The 20848-nt window shown below is 66.9% G+C and carries 18 protein-coding genes; 7 read left to right on the top strand and 11 right to left on the bottom strand.

Translation table 11 applies throughout. From position 1 onward, the window contains the following. Positions 1-183 precede the first annotated feature (183 nt). The 5 genes from Q9K01_RS02055 to Q9K01_RS02035 all read left to right on the top strand — a co-directional run bounded on the left by Q9K01_RS02055 (position 184) and on the right by Q9K01_RS02035 (position 5856). Entirely contained in the window at positions 184-1449 is a 1266-nt protein-coding gene (locus Q9K01_RS02055) for a toxic anion resistance protein (protein ID WP_305928547.1), read from the top strand. Between the two features lie 28 nt (positions 1450-1477). Then, positions 1478-2272, top strand: coding sequence for a hypothetical protein (locus tag Q9K01_RS02050; protein WP_305928546.1), 795 nt, complete (start codon positions 1478-1480; stop codon positions 2270-2272). Then, the gene (locus Q9K01_RS02045; protein WP_305928545.1) at positions 2272-2574 is read left to right on the top strand and encodes a polyhydroxyalkanoic acid system family protein; all 303 of its coding nucleotides are present in this window, start codon (positions 2272-2274) and stop codon (positions 2572-2574) included. The genes Q9K01_RS02050 and Q9K01_RS02045 overlap by 1 nt, the downstream gene beginning before the upstream one ends. 199 nt (positions 2575-2773) lie before the next feature. Continuing rightward, entirely contained in the window at positions 2774-3292 is a 519-nt protein-coding gene (locus Q9K01_RS02040) for a biliverdin-producing heme oxygenase (RefSeq protein WP_305928544.1), read from the top strand. After that, positions 3289-5856, top strand: coding sequence for an HWE histidine kinase domain-containing protein (locus tag Q9K01_RS02035; RefSeq protein ID WP_305928543.1), 2568 nt, complete (start codon positions 3289-3291; stop codon positions 5854-5856). Before Q9K01_RS02040 ends, Q9K01_RS02035 begins: the two co-directional genes overlap by 4 nt. On the opposite strand, the gene Q9K01_RS02030 is transcribed toward Q9K01_RS02035, so the two are convergent. The 6 genes from Q9K01_RS02030 to Q9K01_RS02005 form a co-directional block, all read right to left on the bottom strand. Continuing rightward, the gene (locus Q9K01_RS02030; RefSeq protein WP_305928542.1) at positions 5853-6671 is read right to left on the bottom strand and encodes a class I mannose-6-phosphate isomerase; all 819 of its coding nucleotides are present in this window, start codon (positions 6669-6671) and stop codon (positions 5853-5855) included. The genes Q9K01_RS02035 and Q9K01_RS02030 overlap by 4 nt on opposite strands. Further along, positions 6668-7702: a mannose-1-phosphate guanylyltransferase gene (locus Q9K01_RS02025; RefSeq protein ID WP_305928541.1), complete on the bottom strand. Its 1035-nt coding sequence runs from the start codon at positions 7700-7702 to the stop codon at positions 6668-6670. The genes Q9K01_RS02030 and Q9K01_RS02025 overlap by 4 nt, the downstream gene beginning before the upstream one ends. 65 nt (positions 7703-7767) lie before the next feature. Beyond that, the gene (locus Q9K01_RS02020; RefSeq protein ID WP_305928540.1) at positions 7768-8511 is read right to left on the bottom strand and encodes an energy transducer TonB; all 744 of its coding nucleotides are present in this window, start codon (positions 8509-8511) and stop codon (positions 7768-7770) included. A 121-nt stretch (positions 8512-8632) separates the two neighbouring features. Then, on the bottom strand, positions 8633-12061 hold the full coding sequence (locus Q9K01_RS02015) for a TonB-dependent receptor (RefSeq protein ID WP_305928539.1): 3429 nt from the start codon (positions 12059-12061) through the stop codon (positions 8633-8635). A gap of 249 nt (positions 12062-12310) precedes the next feature. Beyond that, entirely contained in the window at positions 12311-13240 is a 930-nt protein-coding gene (locus Q9K01_RS02010; RefSeq protein WP_305928538.1) for an isopenicillin N synthase family dioxygenase, read from the bottom strand. 14 nt (positions 13241-13254) lie between these two features. Further along, positions 13255-14574, bottom strand: a complete 1320-nt coding sequence (locus Q9K01_RS02005; protein WP_305928537.1) for a NupC/NupG family nucleoside CNT transporter — start codon at positions 14572-14574, stop codon at positions 13255-13257. A 133-nt stretch (positions 14575-14707) separates the two neighbouring features. Here Q9K01_RS02005 and Q9K01_RS02000 point away from each other — a divergent pair, with 133 nt between their 5' ends. Then, positions 14708-15397 carry a queuosine precursor transporter gene (locus Q9K01_RS02000; RefSeq protein ID WP_305928536.1) on the top strand — a complete coding sequence of 230 codons (690 nt, stop codon included), beginning with the start codon at positions 14708-14710 and terminating at the stop codon, positions 15395-15397. 6 nt (positions 15398-15403) lie between these two features. Here Q9K01_RS02000 and Q9K01_RS01995 read toward each other — a convergent pair whose 3' ends face one another. The 3 genes from Q9K01_RS01995 to Q9K01_RS01985 form a co-directional block, all read right to left on the bottom strand. Beyond that, a complete protein-coding gene (locus tag Q9K01_RS01995) occupies positions 15404-15919 on the bottom strand; it encodes a DUF421 domain-containing protein (RefSeq protein WP_305928535.1) in 516 nt (171 codons plus the stop codon). A gap of 72 nt (positions 15920-15991) precedes the next feature. Continuing rightward, entirely contained in the window at positions 15992-16975 is a 984-nt protein-coding gene (locus Q9K01_RS01990) for a radical SAM protein (RefSeq protein ID WP_305928534.1), read from the bottom strand. Further along, the gene (locus Q9K01_RS01985) at positions 16972-18390 is read right to left on the bottom strand and encodes a dihydrolipoyl dehydrogenase family protein (RefSeq protein WP_305928533.1); all 1419 of its coding nucleotides are present in this window, start codon (positions 18388-18390) and stop codon (positions 16972-16974) included. Before Q9K01_RS01985 ends, Q9K01_RS01990 begins: the two co-directional genes overlap by 4 nt. Here Q9K01_RS01985 and Q9K01_RS01980 point away from each other — a divergent pair. Beyond that, positions 18376-19479, top strand: a complete 1104-nt coding sequence (locus tag Q9K01_RS01980; protein ID WP_305928532.1) for an SDR family oxidoreductase — start codon at positions 18376-18378, stop codon at positions 19477-19479. The two genes, Q9K01_RS01985 and Q9K01_RS01980, sit on opposite strands and share 15 nt — an antisense overlap. Before the next feature lie 9 nt (positions 19480-19488). Here Q9K01_RS01980 and Q9K01_RS01975 read toward each other — a convergent pair whose 3' ends face one another. Together Q9K01_RS01975 and Q9K01_RS01970 are read right to left on the bottom strand one after the other, a co-directional pair. Next, positions 19489-20211 carry a glycosyltransferase gene (locus Q9K01_RS01975; RefSeq protein WP_305928531.1) on the bottom strand — a complete coding sequence of 241 codons (723 nt, stop codon included), beginning with the start codon at positions 20209-20211 and terminating at the stop codon, positions 19489-19491. Further along, entirely contained in the window at positions 20208-20846 is a 639-nt protein-coding gene (locus Q9K01_RS01970) for a TIGR04282 family arsenosugar biosynthesis glycosyltransferase (protein ID WP_305928530.1), read from the bottom strand. Before Q9K01_RS01970 ends, Q9K01_RS01975 begins: the two co-directional genes overlap by 4 nt. Between the last annotated feature and the right edge of the window lie 2 nt (positions 20847-20848).

Here is a 20848-nt window from a genome sequence, read left to right as displayed (position 1 = left end):
CCCTCTATCGCATTCGGAGCCCTTGCCTTAGGCAGCGCGGGAAGCGAGGGAAAGCAAGTTCGGGCGACAAATTCGAGCAACAGGGGAACGCGTTGTTCGCCAGCCGTTCTATTTGCATAACACAGTGGGCGATGCCATATTGCAGCGGACCGCCATCGCCGCGGAACAGGACGAGGATACGAGATGACCGACGAGCTGAATTCCCAGACCGGCCCCAAGCCCGCCGATGCGCCTGCGCCCCGCGCCACGCCCGCGACCGCCACCGCGCCGGAGCCCGCATTCGACCTGACCCCTCCCGATCCGGTCCCGCGCGTCGCGGCAGAGAAAGCCGCGGGCCTCGTGCCGGTCTCCGAAGAGAACAAAACCAAGCTTCAGGCCAAGGTCGACGGCTTCGTCGACGATCTCGTCTCGGCCGATGCCAATTCACCCGAATTCGGCAAGAAGGTCGATCAGCTGACCAATATGGGTCGCAAGGAAATCGCCGCCGCAGCCGGCATGTCCAACCGCTTCCTCGACCGTCCGGTCCGCGCGATGGACAAGGACCAGGGCGTGGGCACCGATCTCGCCGAATTGCGCCGCGTGGTCGAGGATCTCGATCCGGGCAAGCGCGGCAAGCTGACCGGCACGCGCAAGTTTCTCGGCATCATCCCCTTCGGCAACAAGCTCAACAATTACTTTCGCAGCTACCAGAGCGCGCAGACGCACATCCAGTCGATCCTGACCAATCTGGCCAGCGGCAAGGACGAGCTGCTGATGGACAATGCGGCGATCGACGTCGAGCGCCAGAAGCTGTGGGAGGCGATGGGCAATCTGGAACAGATGATCCACATCTCCAAGACGCTCGACACCAGGCTGGAGGAGAAAGCCGCCGAACTCGATGCGACCGATCCGGCCAAGGCCAAGGCGATCCGCGAGACCGCGCTGTTCTATGTCCGCCAACGCACGCAGGACCTGCTCACCCAGATGGCGGTGAGCGTGCAAGGCTATCTCGCGCTCGATCTGGTCAAGAAGAACAACGTCGAACTGGTCAAGGGCGTCGACCGCGCCAGCACCACCACCGTGGGCGCGCTGCGCACCGCGGTGACGGTGGCCGAAGCGATGACCAACCAGCGGCTGGTGCTGGGGCAGATCACCGCACTCAACGAAACCACCGCAGGGATCATCGATTCCACCAGCGCCATGCTGCGCGACCAGACCGGCAAGATCCACGAGCAGGCCGCCGCCAGCACCATCCCGCTCGAGACGCTCCAGCGTGCGTTCCAGAACATCTACGACACGATGGACGAGGTCGATCAGTTCAAGCTGCGCGCGCTCGATTCGATGAAACAGACGGTCAATGTGCTCAGCGACGAGATGGAGAAGTCGAAGGGCTACATCGCCCGCGCCGAAGGGCAGGCGCAGGCGCAGCGGCAGGTTTCGGAATCCAGCCTGCTGAGCATCGAAGATTGAAGGCGGGATTGAACGCAGGAGAAGCGGTTTGGGCGATCTGACGCACGACAGCGACCGGTTGATCGAGGAAGGCCGCAGCTTGCGCGACGACAACCGCTCGGGCGGGCGCCACCGGCGCGCGGTCTCGATCGGCAAGGGTTCGGCGGCGGCCAAGCAGAAGCATTGGGTCGCCAAGATCCGCAACATCGTGATCGCGCTGTTCGCGATCTGGGTGGCGGCCGGCGTCCTCGGGATGGTGCTCGACGGAATCGGCTTTGCCGGGGTGATGGCGCTGCTGCTCGCCAGCGTGGTCGCGGTGGCGGTGCTGGGCAAATTCCCCCGGATGAAGACCCCCAACCGCTCGGACATCAACAAGGGCGATGTCCAGCAGATGGTCGGGCGAACCGAATTGTGGCTCGAGGCGCAGCGGCCCGCGCTCCCGCCGCCCGCGGTGACGCTGGTGGACCAGATCGGAGTCCAGCTCGACGGGCTCGGGCTGCAGCTCGACGGGCTCGACCAGCAGCATCCCAAGGCGCGCGAGATCCGCGCGCTGGTGGGTGAGCAATTGCCCGAGATGATCGACAGCTATCGCCGCATCCCCGCGCAATTGCGCCGCGAGACGCGGATGGGCGGTACTCCCGACGAGCAATTGACCGACAGTCTCGGCAAGATCAGCGGCGAGATCGATTCGATTACCCGCCAGCTGGCCGAAGGCTCGCTCGACGACCTGGCGATCAAGCACCGCTTTCTCGATTACAAGTTCGGGGAAGGCGCCGCGACCTCGCCCGAGCTCGAGCATGATCCGACCCCCAAGCCTACCCCCAAGCCCACCGGAGCCGATTGATGCGCGTACCCATCGCCCACGACCTGCCGCGCGAGGAAGTGCGCCGCCGCCTGCGCGAACGCAGTCCCGAAATCGCCAGCTTCGTGCCCGGCGGGATCGCCGAAGTGACGACCGCCTGGCCCGACGAGGATCACATGACTCTGGGGGTGCGGGCGATGGGACAGGGGATCGACGGTACGGTCATCATCGAGGACCATCAGGTGGTCTTCGAAGTCAATCTGCCGCTCGCGCTGTCGTTCATGGAACCCATGGTGGCGGGTGCGATCCGCGACAAGGGGCAGAAACTTCTCGCCAAGAAGTAGCAAGCGGCGCTCGGCGTCGGTGCATCCGGCGATATTTCGCCGGAACCGATTGCGCTGCGAAGCGCTCCATTCCATTGGACGATCGCGGGTCCGCCAGGACGGTCACGTCCTCCGGCTCGCGAACCTGGTCGGGATATAACGGGACTTGCAGGCAGATCGAGGAAACACGCGCGCGGGCGAGGATACGCTGCGCCGGATAATGAAGCGCGAGACCCGGGAATCGCATGATCGCCTCGATGCGGCGATGGGCGATTGGCCGGTGGATTCGCGCGAAGGCTATGCGACCTTTCTGCTCACCCAATATCGCGCACGCGCACCGATCGAAGGCTGGATCGCGCGGGCGCTGCCCGAGACGCAAGCCCCGCCGGCGCAGGCGCCGCTGATCGCGCGCGATCTGGCGGAGCTCGGTCTGGCGCTCCCGCACTCAACCGCATTCGCGCTGCCGCAGGGCGCCGAGCCGATCGGACTGGTGTGGGCGCTGGCGGGATCATCGCTCGGCAACCGCGCCATGCTCCACCAGCGCCGGAAGATCGGCGCCGCAGGTCCCGAGCGTTTTCTCGCAGATCCCGCTATGTCCGCCTTTTTTTCCGGGCTGCGCGCGCGTATCGAGCGCCCGGCCTCCGCCGAACTCGCCAGCCGCGCGGTTGCCGGAGCGCAAGCCGTCTTCTCGGCGTTCCTTGCCGCCCTAACCGACCAGACCCGGAATACCGACCGATGACCGATACCCCCCAAGCCGTCGATCTGACCAATTGCGATCGCGAGCCGATCCATCGGTTGGGCATGATCCAGGATTTCGGCGCGCTGCTGGCGCTGACGGGTGACTGGATGGTGGCGCACCGCTCGGCGAACTTCGCCGAAATCCTCGGAGTTGACGCTGCGCCCGAGCCCGGCGATCCGGTAAGGACGCTGTTCGCCGCCGATGCGATCGCGCTGCTCTCCAAGGCCGCTTCGCTGCTACTCGGCGGAAACGATGTCGAGCGGATCTTCAACGTGGATTTGGTCGGCAATGGCGAAGATTTCGACTGCGCCCTGCACACCAGCGGCGGGCTGACCATCATCGAGATCGAACCGCATCAGGGCGACCCGATCGACCGCCAGCTGCGCCTGGTCCAGCCGGTGATGCGCGAGCTCGAGAAGGCCCAGGGCGTGGTCACGCTGTGCCAGACGGCGGCGGATCAGCTGCGCGGGCTGCTGGGGTTCGACCGGGTGATGGTCTATCGCTTTCGCCACGACGAAAGCGGCGAAGTGATCGCCGAATCGCTGGCCGAGGGGATCGACAGCTTCCTCGGGCTCAACTACCCGCGCTCCGACATCCCGCAGCAGGCGCGCGAACTCTATATCCGCAACCGCTTCCGGATCATCAGCGATGTCCGCTCCACGCCGGTCCCGGTCGAGCCCGGTGTGGGCGACGACGGCGAACCGATCGACCTGTCGATGAGCACGCTGCGCTCGGTTTCGCCGGTGCATATCGAATATCTCACCAATATGGGGGTCGAGGCCTCGCTTTCGATCTCGATCGTGGTCGGGGGCAAATTGTGGGGGCTGTTCGCCTGCCATCACTACGCGCCGCGGGTGCTGCCCTATACGCTGCGCACCGGCGCGGAGCTGTTCTCCGAAATGTTCTCGCTGGCGGTGGAGCGCTCGCTGGGGCGGCGGCAGACCGAGCTGGTCGCACTGGGCCGCGAACTGCACGACCGGTTGATGCGCGCGGTGGTGGGGGGACAGTCGCTCGTCGAGGCCCTGCCGACGCTGCGCCCGATCATCGAGCGCTCGCTGCCGCACAACGGGATCAGCGCCTATGTCGAAGGCATCTACAAGGCGATCGGTTCGACCCCGACCGAGGAGGAATTCCACGCGCTCAGGCCGCAGCTCAACGCCGCCGCACCGAGCACGGTGATCGCCACCCAGCAACTCGCCCAGCGCTTCGACAAGGCGCAGGCCTTTGCCGACCGCGCGGTGGGGGCGCTGATCATCCCGGTCTCGCGCAGCCCGCGCGACTATGTCGTGCTGTGGCGCAAGGAGCTGAACCAGACGGTCGAATGGGCGGGCAATCCCGACAAGCCGGTCGAGCCCGGAGCCGAGGGCGACCGCCTGTCGCCGCGCCGCAGCTTCGCCATCTGGAAGCAGACCGTCAGCGGCCGCAGCGCCGCCTGGACGCAGGGCGAATTGCAGCTGGCGGAGAACCTGCGGGTCACGCTGATCGAGGTGATCCTGCGGCTGACCGACGAGGTCGCCGCCGAGCGCGCCAAGGCCCAGCAGCAGCAGGAATTGCTGATCGCGGAGCTGAACCACCGCGTTCGCAACATCCTCAACCTGATCCGCGGGCTGATCAACCAGTCGCGCCACGATGCCGTGTCGATCGAGGAATTCGCCGGTCTGGTCGGCGGGCGGATCAACGCGCTGGCCGCTGCGCACGACAACATCACCCGCCAGAACTGGTCGCCCGCCTCGCTGCGCGAACTGATCGAGACCGAGGCGCAAGCCTATGTCAGCGGCAAGATGGAGCGGGTGCGGATCAGCGGCGACGACGCCATGGTCGCGCCCGAAGCCTACACCGTGCTGGCGCTGGTGATCCACGAGATGATGACCAATTCCGCCAAATACGGCGCGCTGTGCGACAGCAGCGGCATGCTCGAGATCGAGGTCGATTGCGACGACGACGGGATGACGCTGTGCTGGAAGGAACGCGGCGGACCGCCGGTAAAACCGCCCGAGCGGCGCGGTTTCGGCAGCACGATCATCGAGAAGTCGATTCCCTTCGAGCTCAACGGCCGCGCACAGCTCGACTACCGGCTCGGCGGGGTCGAAGCGGAGTTCTGGGTGCCCGGCCGCTTCGTCACCTGCCACGAGGTTGATGGCGAGCGCACGCAGCGCAAGGCCGCGGGCGCCAGGCTGCGCGACAAGGGCGCCGATACGCTCGCCGCGTCGATCGGTTCGCTGCTGCTGGTCGAGGACAGCATGATCATCGCGCTCGACACCGAGGAAAGCCTGCGCGAACTCGGGGTCGAACGGGTCGTGGTGCAAAGCTCGGTCGAGGCTGCGCTCGATGCGCTGGACAACACCCGCTTCGATCTGGCGCTGCTCGATTACAATCTGGGGAGCGAATCGAGCGAGGCGGTGGCCCGGCGGCTCAAGGCGATGGGCGTGCCGTTCTGGCTCGCGACCGGCTATGGCGAGATGGAGGACAAGCTCGAGGAAATGGGCGCCAGCGGATTGCTGGTCAAACCCTATGGTCGCGAGGAACTGGCGCGAATCCTGACGGCGTTCGAAGCCGGAAGCTAGACCGCTCCGACCGCCAGGCAGCGCCGGCTGGCGGCGAAATCCACCGCCTCGAGCGAAGCCGCCATCGCGCTTTCGCCCGGACCGGCGACGACGCCGTCCACCTCGACGCAGCCTTCGAGCGGAAGCACCTGGTACGCCCTTCGGTGCACTCTCAGCAAGTCGTCGCCGGGTACACCGACCAGGTGGTCGACGCGGAAATGCGGGCCCTCGACCAGGCAGGCACTCGCGGCCGGATCGACCCGGCGGTGCAGTTCGCGGCGATAGACCTCGCCCGAAGCCACCGCGAGCGCCTGGTCGAGATGCAGGTCGCGCGGGCGGCCGTAATCGAACAGGCGGTAGGTGATGTCGGTGTTCTGCTGGACCTCTATCAGCGAGATCCCCGCGCCGATCGCATGGACCGTGCCCGCGGGCAGGTAGAAGAAATCGCCCGGCGCGGCCTCGTGCCACACCAGCCGCTCCGCGATCGAACCGTCGAGCGCCGCCGTGCGCATCGCCGCGCGGGTGATCGGCCGGTCGAAGCCGATCGCCAGCCGCGCGCCGGGCTCGGCATCGAGCACCAGCCAGCATTCGTCCTTGCCCGGCACTCCTGCCCCGGCCTCGCCCGCGCGCGGATGGACCTGGACCGACAGCCTGGCACTGGTGAAAAGATATTTGATCAGGATGTCGGGCAGCAGCGCTCCGGGCTCAAACCATATCTCGCCCACCGGCTCGCTCTCGATGCGCGCAAAAGGCGCGGGCAGCTGCGTGCGGCCCCAGACCTTGGCGACGCTGCGCGTGGCGAGCAGCGGGCCCGAGCGAGCCGGATCGGCGCTCATTGCCCGCACGCGCCGGGCAGCCTGCCGACCGCCTGCGCCCCGGCGCGCGTGGTCACCAGCACCTCGTCCCCATCGACCACGATCACCACATCTTCGAGCCCGATCGCGGAGACCCGCGGGCCGTCGCTTTCGACCAGCACATTGCGGCATTCGACCAGATCGGCGGGGCCCGTGGCGGAATTGCCCGCAGCATCGCGCGCGCGCGCGGCCAGCACCGCATCCCAGCTACCGATGTCGGACCAGCCCATGGCGGCGGAGACCACCGTCGCGCGATCGGTGTTCTCCATCACCGCATAATCGATCGATTCTCCGGCGATCGCGGCAAAGGGGGCGGGCGCCGGATGGCATTGCCAGCCCCGGTGTTCGGCTTGCGCCATTGCTGCGGCGACACTGGCCGCCAGCGCCGGGCGGTGGCGCGCGAGTTCCTCGAGATAGCGCCCTGCCTGCATGCAGAATATGCCACCGTTCCAGACATGATCGCCGCTCGCCAGAAAGGCTTCGGCGATGGCGCGGTCGGGCTTCTCGACGAAGCGGTCGACGCGGTGTCCGCCTGCCAGCGGCTCGCCGATCCGGATGTAGCCATAGCCGGTCGCAGGCTCGGTCGGAGCGATCCCGAAGGCGGTCAGCCAGCCTTCGCGGGCGAGATGGGCGGCGCGTTCGACGCCGGCCAGGAACGCCGTTTCGTCGGCAATATGGTGATCGCTGGGGCAGACCAGCATGATGTCATCGGGTGCCAGCGCATGCGCCGCAAGCGCGATGGCGGGCGCGGTGTTACGCGGTTCCGGTTCGATCAGCAGACGCGCTCCGGCACTCTTCTCCGCCTGTTCTTCGATTGCGGCGACATGCGCCGCTCCCGCGACGATCAGCGGCGGCGCGAAGCGGGCGGGTCCGCCTACCCGGTCGAGGCTGCGCTGGAACAGAGTTCGCCCACCCAGCAGGTCGAGAAACGGCTTGGGGCGCGCCGGGCGGCTGCGCGGCCACAGCCGCGTACCGCTGCCCCCGCACAGGATGACCGGATGAATTGATGACATGCCCCGCCTCTAGCGCCCTTCTAGCGAACAGCGCCAGCTTCTAGCACCGGATGATAAAGCCCGCTTTAACGCGCGAACCAGTCCTGCCGCCAGCCGTAGGTGGCGGGTACCGGATTGCCCTGCTCGTCGGTCGCCGGGCGGAACACGAAGCGTTCGAGCGCCAGCCGGCAGACGATCGCGTCGGCTTGGGGGTCGGGGCTGGGGCGCAGGATGCGACAATCGCGTGGCCGGCCATCGACGCCGACCGTCATCGCCACCGTCACCGAATTGCCGAACCGCGCCTGGCGCCCGCCCCCGGGGACCGGAAAATCGCGCGCCGAGTTGATATCGCCCGCGATCTTGACCGGCTTGGTCGCGACGGTCCCGCCGCGGCCCTCCCCGCCCCGGCCGCTTCCGGTCCCCTGACCGCTACCCGCCGCGCCGGTGCCCTCGCCCGCCTGCTGCGCGCCGGAGCTGGGGGCGGTCCCGGTCGAGGTAGCGCGCGGCATCGGGCGGTCCTCGCGCAACTGCACCGCCGGGGTCGGCGCGGCGACCGGCGCCGCCACCGCATCGCGCCCCGGATCCCCCTGAGCGCCCTCGTCGGGCTCCGGCTCGGCTTCCGGCGGCGGCGGCGGGGGAGTTTCCTCGGGCGTGGTGACGGTAACCGAGAAGGCCGCGACCACCGAGTTCTCGACCGTCTGCACCGCGCCGGGCGCAAGCGCGCGGATCAACCCGTAGAACAGCGCGACGTGGATCAGCGCCACCCCGGCGATCACCCAGCCGTTGGGGCGGCGCCGGGTCGCGCGGTAGCGGGTCGATTCGACATCCATTGAACGGGAAACGTTCACCCGCCGCGCCGCGTTCCATCATGCGGAACCCGCCGCAAAAGGAAACGGCGGCCCCCGTGGGGACCGCCGATCCTGTATTCCCGTTCAAGCGGTAGGGGTTCGCTTAGAACTCGTAGCGCACGCCAATCTGGATACGCCAGATCGAGGACGAGGTGCTGATTGAGTTTTCGTCTTCCGGGTTGAAGCCGCGAACGATGTAGCGACCCTGCGGGTCGACGCCGCCATCGTAGAGATCGACAGTCTGGCTGAAGCCGCCGCGACGGCTGAAAACGTTCGCGCCATCGTCGAAGAAGTTCAGCAGATTGTCCATGTCGGCGAACAGTTCGATGCGATCGTCCACCAGGCCGGTCAGGCTGCCGATGAACGGCAGTTCCTGGCTGAAGCGCAGATCGAGATCGTAAAACCACTGGTTCCGGCAGGTGTTGCGGTCGATCGATTGCCCGAGGGTGAAATTGCACTGCTCGCCCACTTCGGAATTCGCCAGGTAGTCCAGCAAATCCTGCACCGCACCCGCGTCGGACGAGGGCGAGATGTTGGGATCGTTGATCCCGGTAGGCAGATAGATCAGCGCATTGCCCGAACCCGACGCACTATCGTTGAACACGCCGCCGCCGTCGAAGGTCAGGCTGTAGGGCCTGCCCGAACGGGCGTTGAAATAGACCCCCAGACGGGTTGCGAAATCACCGAAGAACTCTTCGCGGAACGAGAGCGCGGCGGTGAAGTTGTGACGGGTCTCGAAGTTGGAGGTCGAAACCGCCGGGTTCTGCCGGTCGAAAGCCGCCGTAACATCGTAGTTCGAGGTGGCTGTCGAGGAACCCACATTGCGGAAGTTGTCGGAGTCGGTCCAGGCATAGCCGAACCGCAGCGCCGTGCTGCCCCCATCGCTAAACAAGCCGCCTGCAAAGTCCTTCGACAGCAGGATCGAAGCCGTGTGGCTTTCGTAGCTCTGGCCGTTGGTCAACTGCAGTTCGTCGTCACGGCCGGTGTTGAAGCATGCTGCGTTGACGTTGCTGTAGACCGGCGGCGTTCCGCCCGTGCCCTGCAGGACAGCGGTGCAGCCTGCACTCGAAGGGTCGATCGCACGATAGATCGGACGACCATCGACGGTGAAGCCACCATCCGCCCGGCGAGCGTCGGGGGTCTGCGACAGATCGACGACGTTGATCGGGTCGATGAACTTCGAATAGATGTAGTCGAGGTTCAGCCTCCAATTCCCGAAGAACCCGGTCTCGGTGCCGAGATCCGAACTAAGACCGAAATTGGCCCGCAGTACGGTCGGAGCCTTGAAGTCGGGATCGGTCGACTGGGTATCGGCGAGACCGGCAGCGGCTTGGGCCGAACCGGCTGCCGCCGCGCAATCCGGGAAGCCGGTGAACTGGCCCCCGACCACGACATCGGTGATCGCGGGGCTGCACGCCAGCGTCGTGCCGAGACCGGTCGAGAAGCCGTTGTTGGAGAAGGCGTTGGAGAAGAACACCACCGGGTCGCCGCCCGAATACATGCCGACGCCGCCGACCAGCCGGGTGTTGCTCAGCAAGCCGCTGTTGTCGAGTTCGTAGGTGGCGGCGAAGCGCGGCAGGAGCACCGGATCGATTTTGCTGAACGGAACGGCGTTGGTGAAGCCGTAGCGGTTGAAGAAGGCCGGGTTGGGACGCGGTGCATCACCATCGTAGAACTGCACCCGCAGGCCCGCGGTCAGCGAGAGCTGCGAGGTCGCCTGCCATTCGTCCTGAGCGTAGAACGAATAGATGGTGCGTCCGAAGGTCGCCGCAGCCTCGTTGATGTCGCCGGTAGGGGTGGCGTTGATGTCGCCGCCGTAGGCATCGCCGCTTACGACGTCGTCCGCGTCCGGGAAGAAGGTCGTACCCGTGGTGACCAAGCCCTGCTCGAAATCGCTCAGATTGGCGAAGTAGAGCGAACCCGTAGCGTTCACCGCAAACAGGTTGTAGACTTCGAGATCGTTGATCTCGGCACCGATTTTAAACACATGGTCGCCGGCATCGATGTTCATCAGGAAACGCGCCTGATCGACCCGGGTTTCGAGCGCATTGGCCGAGCGGAAGATGCCCGGTCCGGTCGAGAGCACGCCATTGTCGTCGTCGAGGGTCCCGAGAATGCCATCGTCACCGGGCTGCGAGACGCCGACTACGAGACGCACCGTGGGATTCTCTGACTGTGCTTCTCCGAATCCGACCGGCCCCTGGACGTCGGACACTTCAGCGCGGCTGAGGCGCAATTCGGTCGAAACCCGGTCGGTCCAGTCCGAATAGAGCCGGAGCGAATAGTAGTCGGAAACCGTGCCTTCGTCCTCGAACGAGTTCAAGCCCGTGAGGTTGGAGCCGCCGAAGTCGGGTTCGACATTGGTTTCCTCGAGCCGCTGATAGGTGGCCTCGAGCCGCTGTCCCTCGGTAACGTAGGCGTCGAGACGTCCAAAATAGCGGACGCTCGATTCGGGCAGGGTCGTGGGGTAGCCGCCGACATCCTGACCGTAGACCGAGCTCGCAATCTGCGAGAAGCGGTCGAACTGGCCCTGATCGGCGAAGGTGGCTTCGTTGGGGAAACCGGCGCCCTGCGGACCGAAATCATTGGCATCGGCGAGATCGGTTTCCTCGTAGCCGGCGTAGAAGAACAGGCGATCGGGGATGATCGGCCCGCCTAGTGTCGCGCCCCAGCGCTTCTCTTCGAAATCATCGACGATGTTGGGAACGCCGTCGATCGAATCGCCGCGCAGGTCGGCATTGCGGAAGGTGTAGAAGGCTGAGCCCGAAAACTCGTTGGTCCCCGACTTGGTCACGACGTTGACGAGACAGCCGGTAAAATCGGAGTATTCGACGTCAAAGGGCGCGAATTCGACCGAGGTCTCGCGGATGACGTCGAACGGCAGCGGCAGCGCGTTGCGCGCGGCGAACGGCGTGCCGTTGAGGCCGAATACGTCGGCCTGGACGACGCCATCAACCGTGAAGGTGTTCGACCGGTCGTTGCCGCCGAGACAGGAGATACGGTCCACCTCGTTGTCGCGGTCGAGGCTGACGCGCGGATCGAGACGGATGATGTCGCGCACGTCGCGGGTGAGCGAGGGGAAAGCCTCGAGCGTGGCTTCGCCGTAAGCCGTGCCCGGTCCGACCGCGAGCCGCTGCACGTTGGCGCGTGCGCCGGTGACGACGATCAGGCCCTCGGCGGCGCTCGGGGCCAGTTCGAAGGTAAAGTCGGTGTTGCCCGAGACGGTGATGTATGTGCCCTCGACCGTCTGGCCTTCATAGCCACTGGCGGTGGCAGTGACTGTGTAGGGACCGCCGGGGACGAGCGACGCGGCGCGGAACGAACCGTCGCTGTCGCTCACCAGCGTCCGGCTTTGACCGGTGCGGGTATCGGTCACGACGATCGTGGCGCCTCCGAGCGGGGCACCGGCTTCGTCGACGACCCGACCCTCGATTCCCGAGGTGATCTGCTGGGCGGCGGCCGGGGCGGCGATCATGCCGGTGGCTGCGGTGAGGCTGACGACCGACGCGGCCAGGAGGTACTTAATCTTCATCGAGCGGATCCCTTCGACTCGTGAATGGATGGGGAACGAAAAACGCGTCCCGCCGTTAGCGGGCTCGCCGCCCCCAAGCGACTCTTATGTGACATGATAAAGACACGCGCTGACGGTTTATGCTGCAAGAGCGAAAGGACACGAAATCGTCCGCTTATTCAGTGCGTTACAGGTGTGCCCGACAGGACACACTGCGGGAACTTTCGCCGCTGTTGCGCCACAGCCACAGGAGCCGAGCCGCGAATCCGGTCAGGCGAGATTGATCTCGCGCAGGCGCTGCATCAGAAAATCATGGCTCGAGATCGGCGCGGGATGATCCTCGGGCGCGGCGGGATCGATGCAGGACGGCAGCGTCTCGATCACGTAGTCAGGGCGGAAGTGCAGGAAGAACGGCATCGAATAGCGCGCGCGGTAGGCCGCCTCGCCGGTCGGGTTGACCACGCGGTGGGTGGTCGAACGCAGTTTTCCGTTGGTCAGCCGGTCGAGCATGTCGCCGATGTTGACCACAAGCGCGCCCTCGGGCGGATCCACCGCCAGCCATTCGCCGCTGGCCGTCAGCAGTTCGAGCCCGGCTTCTTCCGCGCCCAGCAGCAGCGTGATGGTGTTGATGTCGCCATGCGCCGCAGCGCGAATCGCCCCTTCCGCATCCTCGCCCTCGAGCGGCGGGTAGCGCAGCAGCCGCATCACCGAATTGCCGTCCTCGACCGTGGGCGCGAAGAAGCCGCGCGGCAGGCCGAGATGAATTGCGATCGCCTCGAGCACGCGGCCTCCGGCCTCCTCGAAAGCGGCGTAGAGTTCGGTGAAGGTTGCGCGGAAGCCCTCGACCTCGCCGGGCCAGATGTTGGGTGCCATGAATTGCGAGAGTTCGTGCCCCTCGGACAGTTCGCGCCCGACGTGCCAGAACTCCTTGAGGTCCTGAACCTCGGCGCCCTTGGCCTTCTCGGTGCCGAAGGGCGTGTAGCCGCGCGCGCCGCCGCCGCCGGGGATATGATAGGCGCGCTTGTCAGCGTCGGGCAGCGCGAAGAAGGCCTTGGACATCGCTTCGGCGCGGTCGATCAGCGCCTGCGGAATGCCGTGATCGCGAATCACCGCGAAACCGTATTCCTCGAAGCTGCGACCCAGCTCCTGCGCCACTTCCTCGAGCGGGCGGGCGATCGAAACGCTGGCGATGTCGGACATGGCTTAAAACCCTATCAATACGGCAGGAACAGCCCCGCCAGCGCCGCGCTCATCAGATTGGCGAGCGAACCGGCGGCCAGCGCACGCAGGCCGAGCCGCGCAATAACGGGGCGCTGGTTGGGCGCAAGCCCCCCGGTGACCGCCATCTGGATCGCGATCGAACTGAAATTGGCGAAACCGCACAGCGCGAAGGTGACGATCGCGCGGCTGCGCTGGGACAAGGCGCCGGGGTCGAGCGCGCCCAACTCGATGAAGGCGACGAATTCGTTGAGCACGATCTTGGTGCCGAACAGCCCGCCTGCGATCCCCGCATCCTCCCAGGGAATGCCGATCAGAAACATGACCGGCGCGAAAACCGCACCGAGGGCCATCTGGAACGACAGTTCGGAATAGCCGAACAGCCCGCCGACCCAGCCCAGCAGGCCGTTGGCCAGCGCCACCAGTGCGACGAAGGCGAGCACCATCGCGCCGACCGCGACCGCCAGCTTGACCCCGGTCTGCGCGCCCTGCGCCGCCGCTTCGATGATGTTGGCGGGCTTGTGGCCTTCCTCGAAGGTCTCGGCGATCTCGACCTCGTGCGCCTTGCCGCCTTCGACCAGCGCCGCGGGGCCATCGGCGCTGATGCGGTTTTCGGGGAGGTCGAGCCGCCCCTCCGCCTCGGGCGAGGGTTCGTCCTCGTCGGGCATGATGATCTTGGCCATCAGGATCCCGCCCGGCGCCGACATGAAGGCGCCCGCGAGCAGGAAGGGCAGATATTCATTGCCCAGCAGCCCGGCATAGGCCGCGAGGATCGTCCCCGCGACGCCCGCCATGCCCACGGTCATCAGCGTGAACAGCCGCGAGGGCGCCAGCGCAGCGAGATAGGGGCGCACCACCAGCGGGCTTTCCGACTGGCCGACGAAGATATTGGCGGCGGCGCCCAGCGATTCGACCTTGGAAATGCCGGTCACCCAGCCGATCGCGCCGCCGACCCAGCGCACGACCTTCTGCATGATGCCGAGATGATAGAGAATCGACACCAGCGCGGCGAAGAAGATGATCACCGGCAGCGCGCCCAGCGCGAAGGTGTTGGCCAGCGGGTTGGTCTCGTTGGGCCCGAACAGGAATTGCGTGCCCTGATCGGCATAGGAGAGCAGCGCCGCCACCCCGTTGGACATCGCCTGGATCACCGCGCGGCCGCCATCGGTGGCGAGCACGAGGAAGGCCATCAGCGCCTGCAGCGCGAAGGCCGCGGTCACCACCCGCAGGCGGATGCGGCGCTTGCCCACCGACAGCAGGAAGGCGATCGCGAGGATCACCAAGATACCGATAAGGCTGGCAACGATGGGCGGCATGCGGAGCCTTCCGGTAAGGGGGAACTGCGGATGAAATCGGGCGCTGTCTTGCGCGCATGGCCCCATTAGTCAATTTCGGCGCTGCGTTAACCGACCGATCTTCCACCTATTCCGCGAAACGGGGCCCGACCAGATGACCCAACCTGCCGATTCGACCCGCATCGCTGCCGCAGCCATGCCACGCGGATTGTTCGTTTACCTGCTGTTCTATGGCGGGATGACGGTGCTCGCGGGCGTACTGGCGTTCAAGCAGGTACAGCTGTGGCCGACCGATCTGGCGGTGGAATCGGGAATCTTCGCCTTCCTGCTGCTGGTGGTGATCTCGAGCACCATCGCCCAGCTCTATGGCGAAAAGCTCGCAAGCCGGCTGGTGTGGTGGGGCTTCCTGCCGCTGGCGGTCTCGGCCACGCTGATCTGGGTGGTGTTGTCGCTGCCCGCCTCGCCCGAGATGGTCGAGTTTCGCGGCGGCGATCTGGCCGCCTTCGAGACGGTGCTGTCGCAGACTCCGCGGATCATGATGGCCGGGCCCGCGGCCTATCTGGTGTCGCTGCTGCTCAACGTCTGGATCTTCTCGCGGCTGCGCGGCAAGGGCGAAGGCAATACGCTGGGGCTGATGGCGCGCGGGGCGATCGCCAGCGCCTTGAGCCAGGCGATCGATTCGGTGATCTTCGTCACGCTCGCCTTCTATGGCGAGTTCGACATCACCAATCTGATGATCGGTCAGGTCATCGCCAAGGTCGTGCTCAGCGTGGTGCTGGTGCCATTCCTGATCGTCGGCGGAGTAGCGCTGGCGAAGCGGCTGGATCGCACCCCGGCAGCCTAGCCAGTGTCACGGGCGCTCGATCCCCTCGACCACGCGATCGTCGAGCCGGTCGCCGTGGAGCACCGAGACGTCGCCGGTGGTTTCCAGCACTACTGCGCGAACCTTGCCCATCTCGAGCGCGTTGGATTCGCGCAGCTTGGCGAGGACATCGCTCCTGGCCACGCGCGAAACCTTGAGCGCCTCATCGATGAACTCGCCATCGTACATCAGAAACATCGGCCCGTTCTGGATGGCAGCCTCGATGCGATCGGAACTGCGCCGCAGCCTCGCCAGCAGGAACTGCAGGAAGATCAGCGCCGCCATCGCCAGCAGCGCCTGGAAGAAACCGGTCCATGCCGTCGCCTGCACCAGCCCCGCGAGCAGGGACCCGGTAGCGAGGGTGATCACGAAATCGAAATTGGTCATCTTCGACAGCGTGCGCAGCCCGACCAGGCGGACTAGCGCCACGACCCAGGCCACGCCGATGGCGGACAGCACCAGCGCGCGGGTTACGATGTCGAGTGTGGTGTCGTCGAAGAACATGTCTCGCCCCCTCTTCTGTTTGCCTGCCTCCTTAATCTACGAGGCGGCAAAGCTATCCGCAAACCGCGTCGGTCAGGCCGAACAACTCGCCCCGCCAAGTACGCAGAAACGCGCACAATGCGGATGATTGAGCGCGACCTCGCCCGACGCCTCGGCGAGGCTGTCGCCCATATCGAAATCGGAGTGGTGGGGGATCAGCGTGCAGGCGGCGACGCGCGGGGCCGGCTCGCCCTTGCGATGGACCACCATCCGGCTGGTCGCGCACATGACGTCGGCGGGAGATTTGCCGAGGATCGACCAGCACCCGGTGGTGATCTCGGCAATGTCCGCGCTTTCGTCCATCTCGGGAAACAGCACCAGCCGCGCCGGGTCGCCAGCACCAACCGCGATGCCTTCGCGCGCGAACAATGCGGCATAATGCGCACGCGCCTCGGCCTCGTTCTCGCCTGGCAGCAGCCGCCCGGCGACCGCGAGCGAGAAGCCGTGGCCCGATAGCCAGCGCAGACCCTGCATCGCCGGACCCCAGCTGCGCGGCCCACGCTCGCCCTCGTGCCCCGCCTGCGTGTGATGATCGAGGCTGATCCGCAGCGTCAGCTTCGTGCCGTATCGCGCGCGCAGCGCCAGCAACGCCGTCTCGTGCCGCCGCATCGGCTTCATCGCGTTGGATAGCACCAGCGCATCGAAGCCCCGCTTCAGCGTCTCCTCGAGCAGCGGCAGGAATTCGGGGTTCATGAAGGGCTCGCCCCCGGTGAAGCCGATCTCGCGCGTGCCCAGCGCCTGCGCCTCGTCGAGAAAGGGCAACGCAGCCGCGTGGCTCAGATAGACCAGCGCGTCGTTGGTGGGACTGCTCTCGATATAGCAGGTGGCGCAGGCGAGATTGCACAGCGTTCCGGTGTTGAGCCACAGCGTCTCGAGCGCGGACAGCGGCACGCTCGCGCGCCGCTCGCCGGTGGCGGTCCGTTGGGGATCGGCGAATTTGCCACGCGGCAGCGCGGGGGCCTCGACCCGGAACGGCGACGGCCCGGCGGGCGCGTTGCGGGTCGCGGCCCGGCTCACGCCAGCCGTCGCCGCAGCTTCGCCAATGTCTGCGCCCATTTCTTCGGCACGGAGCCGAACACCGTCGGCTCCCACGCGGTAAAGCTCGCCGCCTTGGAAATCTCGCTGCGGGTGGGATAGGCGATCACCGCCGAGCCGAGCGCAAAACTGCTGCTCTTGCCGGTGATCGACTGGCTGAACGGCAGCAGCATCTCGCCCGCGTTCTTTCCAACGATGCTCGCGCCCAGAACCTTCTTGCCCTTGAGCACCAGCTTGAGCTGGCCCGCGGTGTCGCCATCGGCGATCGCGCGTTCATTGTCGTCGAACCGCTCGACCACCACGGTTACGCCGTCGCCGTGGCGTTCGCGCGCCGCTTTCTCGGTCATCCCGACCTGCGCCACTTCGGGAGCGGTGTAGGTGCACCAGGGCAGCGCCGACCAGTCCACCTTGGTCGGCAGCCCCAGCGTGATCTCGAGCGCGACGTTCGAGCCTTCATAGCCCGAGACATGCGTCAGCCGCGGCCCGTCGCGGCAATCGCCGATGGCGTAGATATGCTTCAACGAGGTCCGCCGCCGCTGGTCGACCACGATCCCGCCCTCGCCGATCTCCACCCCGATCTCCTCGAGCCCGAAGCCGCTCGCATTGGGTTTGCGCCCGGTGGCGATCAGCAGATGCGAGCCCTCGATCGCCTCCCCCTTCTCGACATGCAGGCGAATGCCATCGCCGCGCGCCTCGACTCTGGCGGCCTTGCCCGAAACGAAGCGCACCCCCTCCTCCTCCATCGTCCGGCGCACGATCGCGACATTGTCCGCATCGTCGCGCGCCAGCAATTCGCCCGGCTCGACCAGTGTGACCGCGCTGCCCAGCCGGCAGAAGGCCTGCGCCATCTCCATTCCGATCGCTCCGCCGCCGACCACCACCAGATGTTCGGGGCGCTCGGTCAGGTCGAACAGCGTCTCATTGGTGAGATAGGAAACCTGCGCCAGTCCGGCGATCGGCGGGATGGCGGGGCTCGAACCGGTGGCGATCACGATCCGCGGTGCTGACAGCGTGCGCTTGCCGACCTTCACGGTGTGCTTGCCGGTCACCCTCGCCCAGTCGCGGAAAACCGCGCAGCCCATCTCCTCGAACCGCTCCTGCGAATCATGCGGAGCGATCGCGGCGATGGCGGCGTGAATGTGTGCATGGACCCCGCGCCAGTCCACCCGCGGCCTGGCCAGCATGACGCCATGACGCAGCGGTGTGCGCGCCTCCTGCGCGCGCCTGGCGGCGGCAATCAGCGCCTTGGACGGCACACAGCCGTCGTTGAGGCATTCCCCGCCCATCTCGCGCGCCTCGATCAGCGCCACCTCCAGCCCGAACAGCGCGCAGCCGCCCGCCGCGGTGAGCCCCGCGGCACCGCCGCCGATCACGATAACGTCATGGGTGAAGTTCATGGCTTGCCCCTAGCCGATTATGCCGACAATGCGAGCCCGAAGCCCCCTTTCGGCCTGCAGGAAGCCCCTTTGTCGAACATCCTCGTGACCGGAGCCGCCGGCCTGCTCGGCGGCGAAATCTGCGCGCTGCTGGTGGCGGGCGGACACAGGGTGACCGCGCTGGTACACACCAACCGCGACATCCGCGCCAATGACGGCGCGCCGGTTCCGGTGGCGGCCATCGTGGCGGGGGACGTCTCGCTGGAACGCTTCGGCTGGAATGCGGCACAATTCGAAGGAGTGGCGGCGGAACACGATCTGCTGATCCATTGCGCCGCGACGGTGCGGTTCGATCTCGATGAAGCGGACTATCGCGCCGTCAATGTCGAGGGCACCCGCCACGCGCTGGCGCTCGCCCGGGCCGGCGGCATGGCCTATCTCCACATCGGCACCGCCTATGTCTGCGGTACGCGCGACGGCACGGTGCGCGAGGACGATCCGCTGCCCGAAGGCGGGTTCGCCAATGGCTATGAGGCGAGCAAGGCGGCGGGCGAACGGCTGGTCCGGGCCAGTGGCAGCAAGTGGGCGGTGGCGCGTCCCTCGATCGTGCTGGGCGACAGCGCCAGCGGCGCGATCCGCCAGTTCGACACCACCTATGCCGCCTTCAAGCTGATCGCCGAAGGGAAGGTTCGCGCGATGCCAGCCACCCCCGGCGCGACGCTGGATTTCGTCCCAATCGATCATGTCGCGCGCGGCGTGGCCGCAATCGCGGAGCGGATGGAGCGGGCTGCGGGCGGAACCTATCACCTGGTCTCGGGCCAGCCGCTTGCCGTCACGCGCTTCGCCACCGCGATCGGCGCCTACCCGCATTTCTCCGCACCAGCGCTGGTCGCCCCCGAAACCTTCGACCCCGCCGCGCTCGCCCCGCTGGAACGCCGCCTGTTCCGCCGCATCGCCGGGCTCTACGCCAGCTATTTCCAGCGCGACCCGCGCTTCGACGACACCGCCTTCCGCACGCTCACCGGCCGCACCTGCCCGCCGACCGGCGAAGCCTACATCCGCCGCCTGATCGACCACTGCATCGCGGTGGGATTTCTGCCTGCGGGATGACGGGCGCGCTCACCGCACATCGGGATAATGCTTCGCCATCCGGCTGCGCAAGCCGAAGGCCCACAGCATGCCGACCTTGAAATAGATCCAGTTCGCCTTGAGCGGGCCCCAGGCGGCGATGCGGCGGTCGGAGGTCTCGACCATGCGCGGGACCATGCGGATTCGCCCCAGCGTCGCGAATTTGACGCACAGATCGGCCTCTTCCATCACCGCGTCGCCCGGGTTGCAGCCGCCCAGCGCGAGGAATTCGGCGCGGCGGAAGAACATCGCGTGGTCGCCGAACAGCAGCCGCACGCCCTGCAGGAACAGATGCGGGCGGGTGAGCAGCGGCGCGTACCAGGTCTTGGCCCAATTGTGCGCGGTGGTGACCCAGCGGGTCCGCTGCGGCCCGCGGATCACCGGGGTGAAGCTGGCCAGCGCGGTCCGTGGATCGTCGAGCGTGCGCTCGATCACCGCGACCATGTCGGTGGGCGGCAGCGTGTCGGCGTGGAGCACGCAGACCAGTTCGCTGCGCGCCGCCTTGACCCCCAGATTGATCTGCAGCGCGCGCCCGCGCTCCGCCGCGAGCACCCGCCAGCCCGCGCTGCGCGCGATCTCGACCGTGCCATCCATGCTCCCGCCGTCGACCAGCAGGATCTCCGCCGGCCTGGGGTCGAGCATGGCCGACCGCTCGACCAGCGCAGGCAGCGCCCGTTCCTCGTCGAGCGCGACGATCAGCACGGTAACGCTCATCGTGCGAATTGGGGATGGCGCGCGAGGTCCGCGGGCGTGTCGATATCGCCGAGCTCGGGCAACATGGCGGGGGCGATACCCTGCAGCGCGAAGCGGCGCAGCGCCTCGGGCATGACCGCGTCGGTGCTCCAGGCCATGTCGTGGAACAGGAACGGCATCGGACGCGCCATACCGAGCAGGTAATAGCCGCCGTCGCTCGCGGGGCCGACCACCGCCGGTGCGCGCGCCAGGGCGATGGTGGCCCGGCGCAACATCGCGGCGTCGCAATCGGGGCAGTCGCTGCCGATCAGGATCGCCGGCGCCGCGACCCGCGCCATCCGCGCGCCGAGATCGCCCTCGCCCTGATCCACCACCGCCAGATCGCCGCCCAGCCAGTCTTGAAAGCGCGCCGGCTCGGCCCCGGTCACGCGTAGTTCGATCGGCAAGCCGCTGGCGCGCGCTTCGGCAAGCGTGTGCTCGAGCAGCCGGCGATAGAGCGCCGCCGCACCCTCCGCTCCCAGCGCGGGGATCAGCCGCGTCTTCGCCAGGCCAGCCTCGGGCCAGCGTGCAAAGATCGTGAGCCGGGCTACGCTCATGACCGCGTGGCGCGGGCTGGGTTGCAGGATATTGCGGGCATCATTGGAGGGCGATTGCACAT

The organism is Qipengyuania benthica, from assembly GCF_030717865.1.
Taxonomy (GTDB): domain Bacteria; phylum Pseudomonadota; class Alphaproteobacteria; order Sphingomonadales; family Sphingomonadaceae; genus Qipengyuania; species Qipengyuania benthica.
This window is presented reverse-complemented; position numbering and strand designations above follow the sequence as displayed.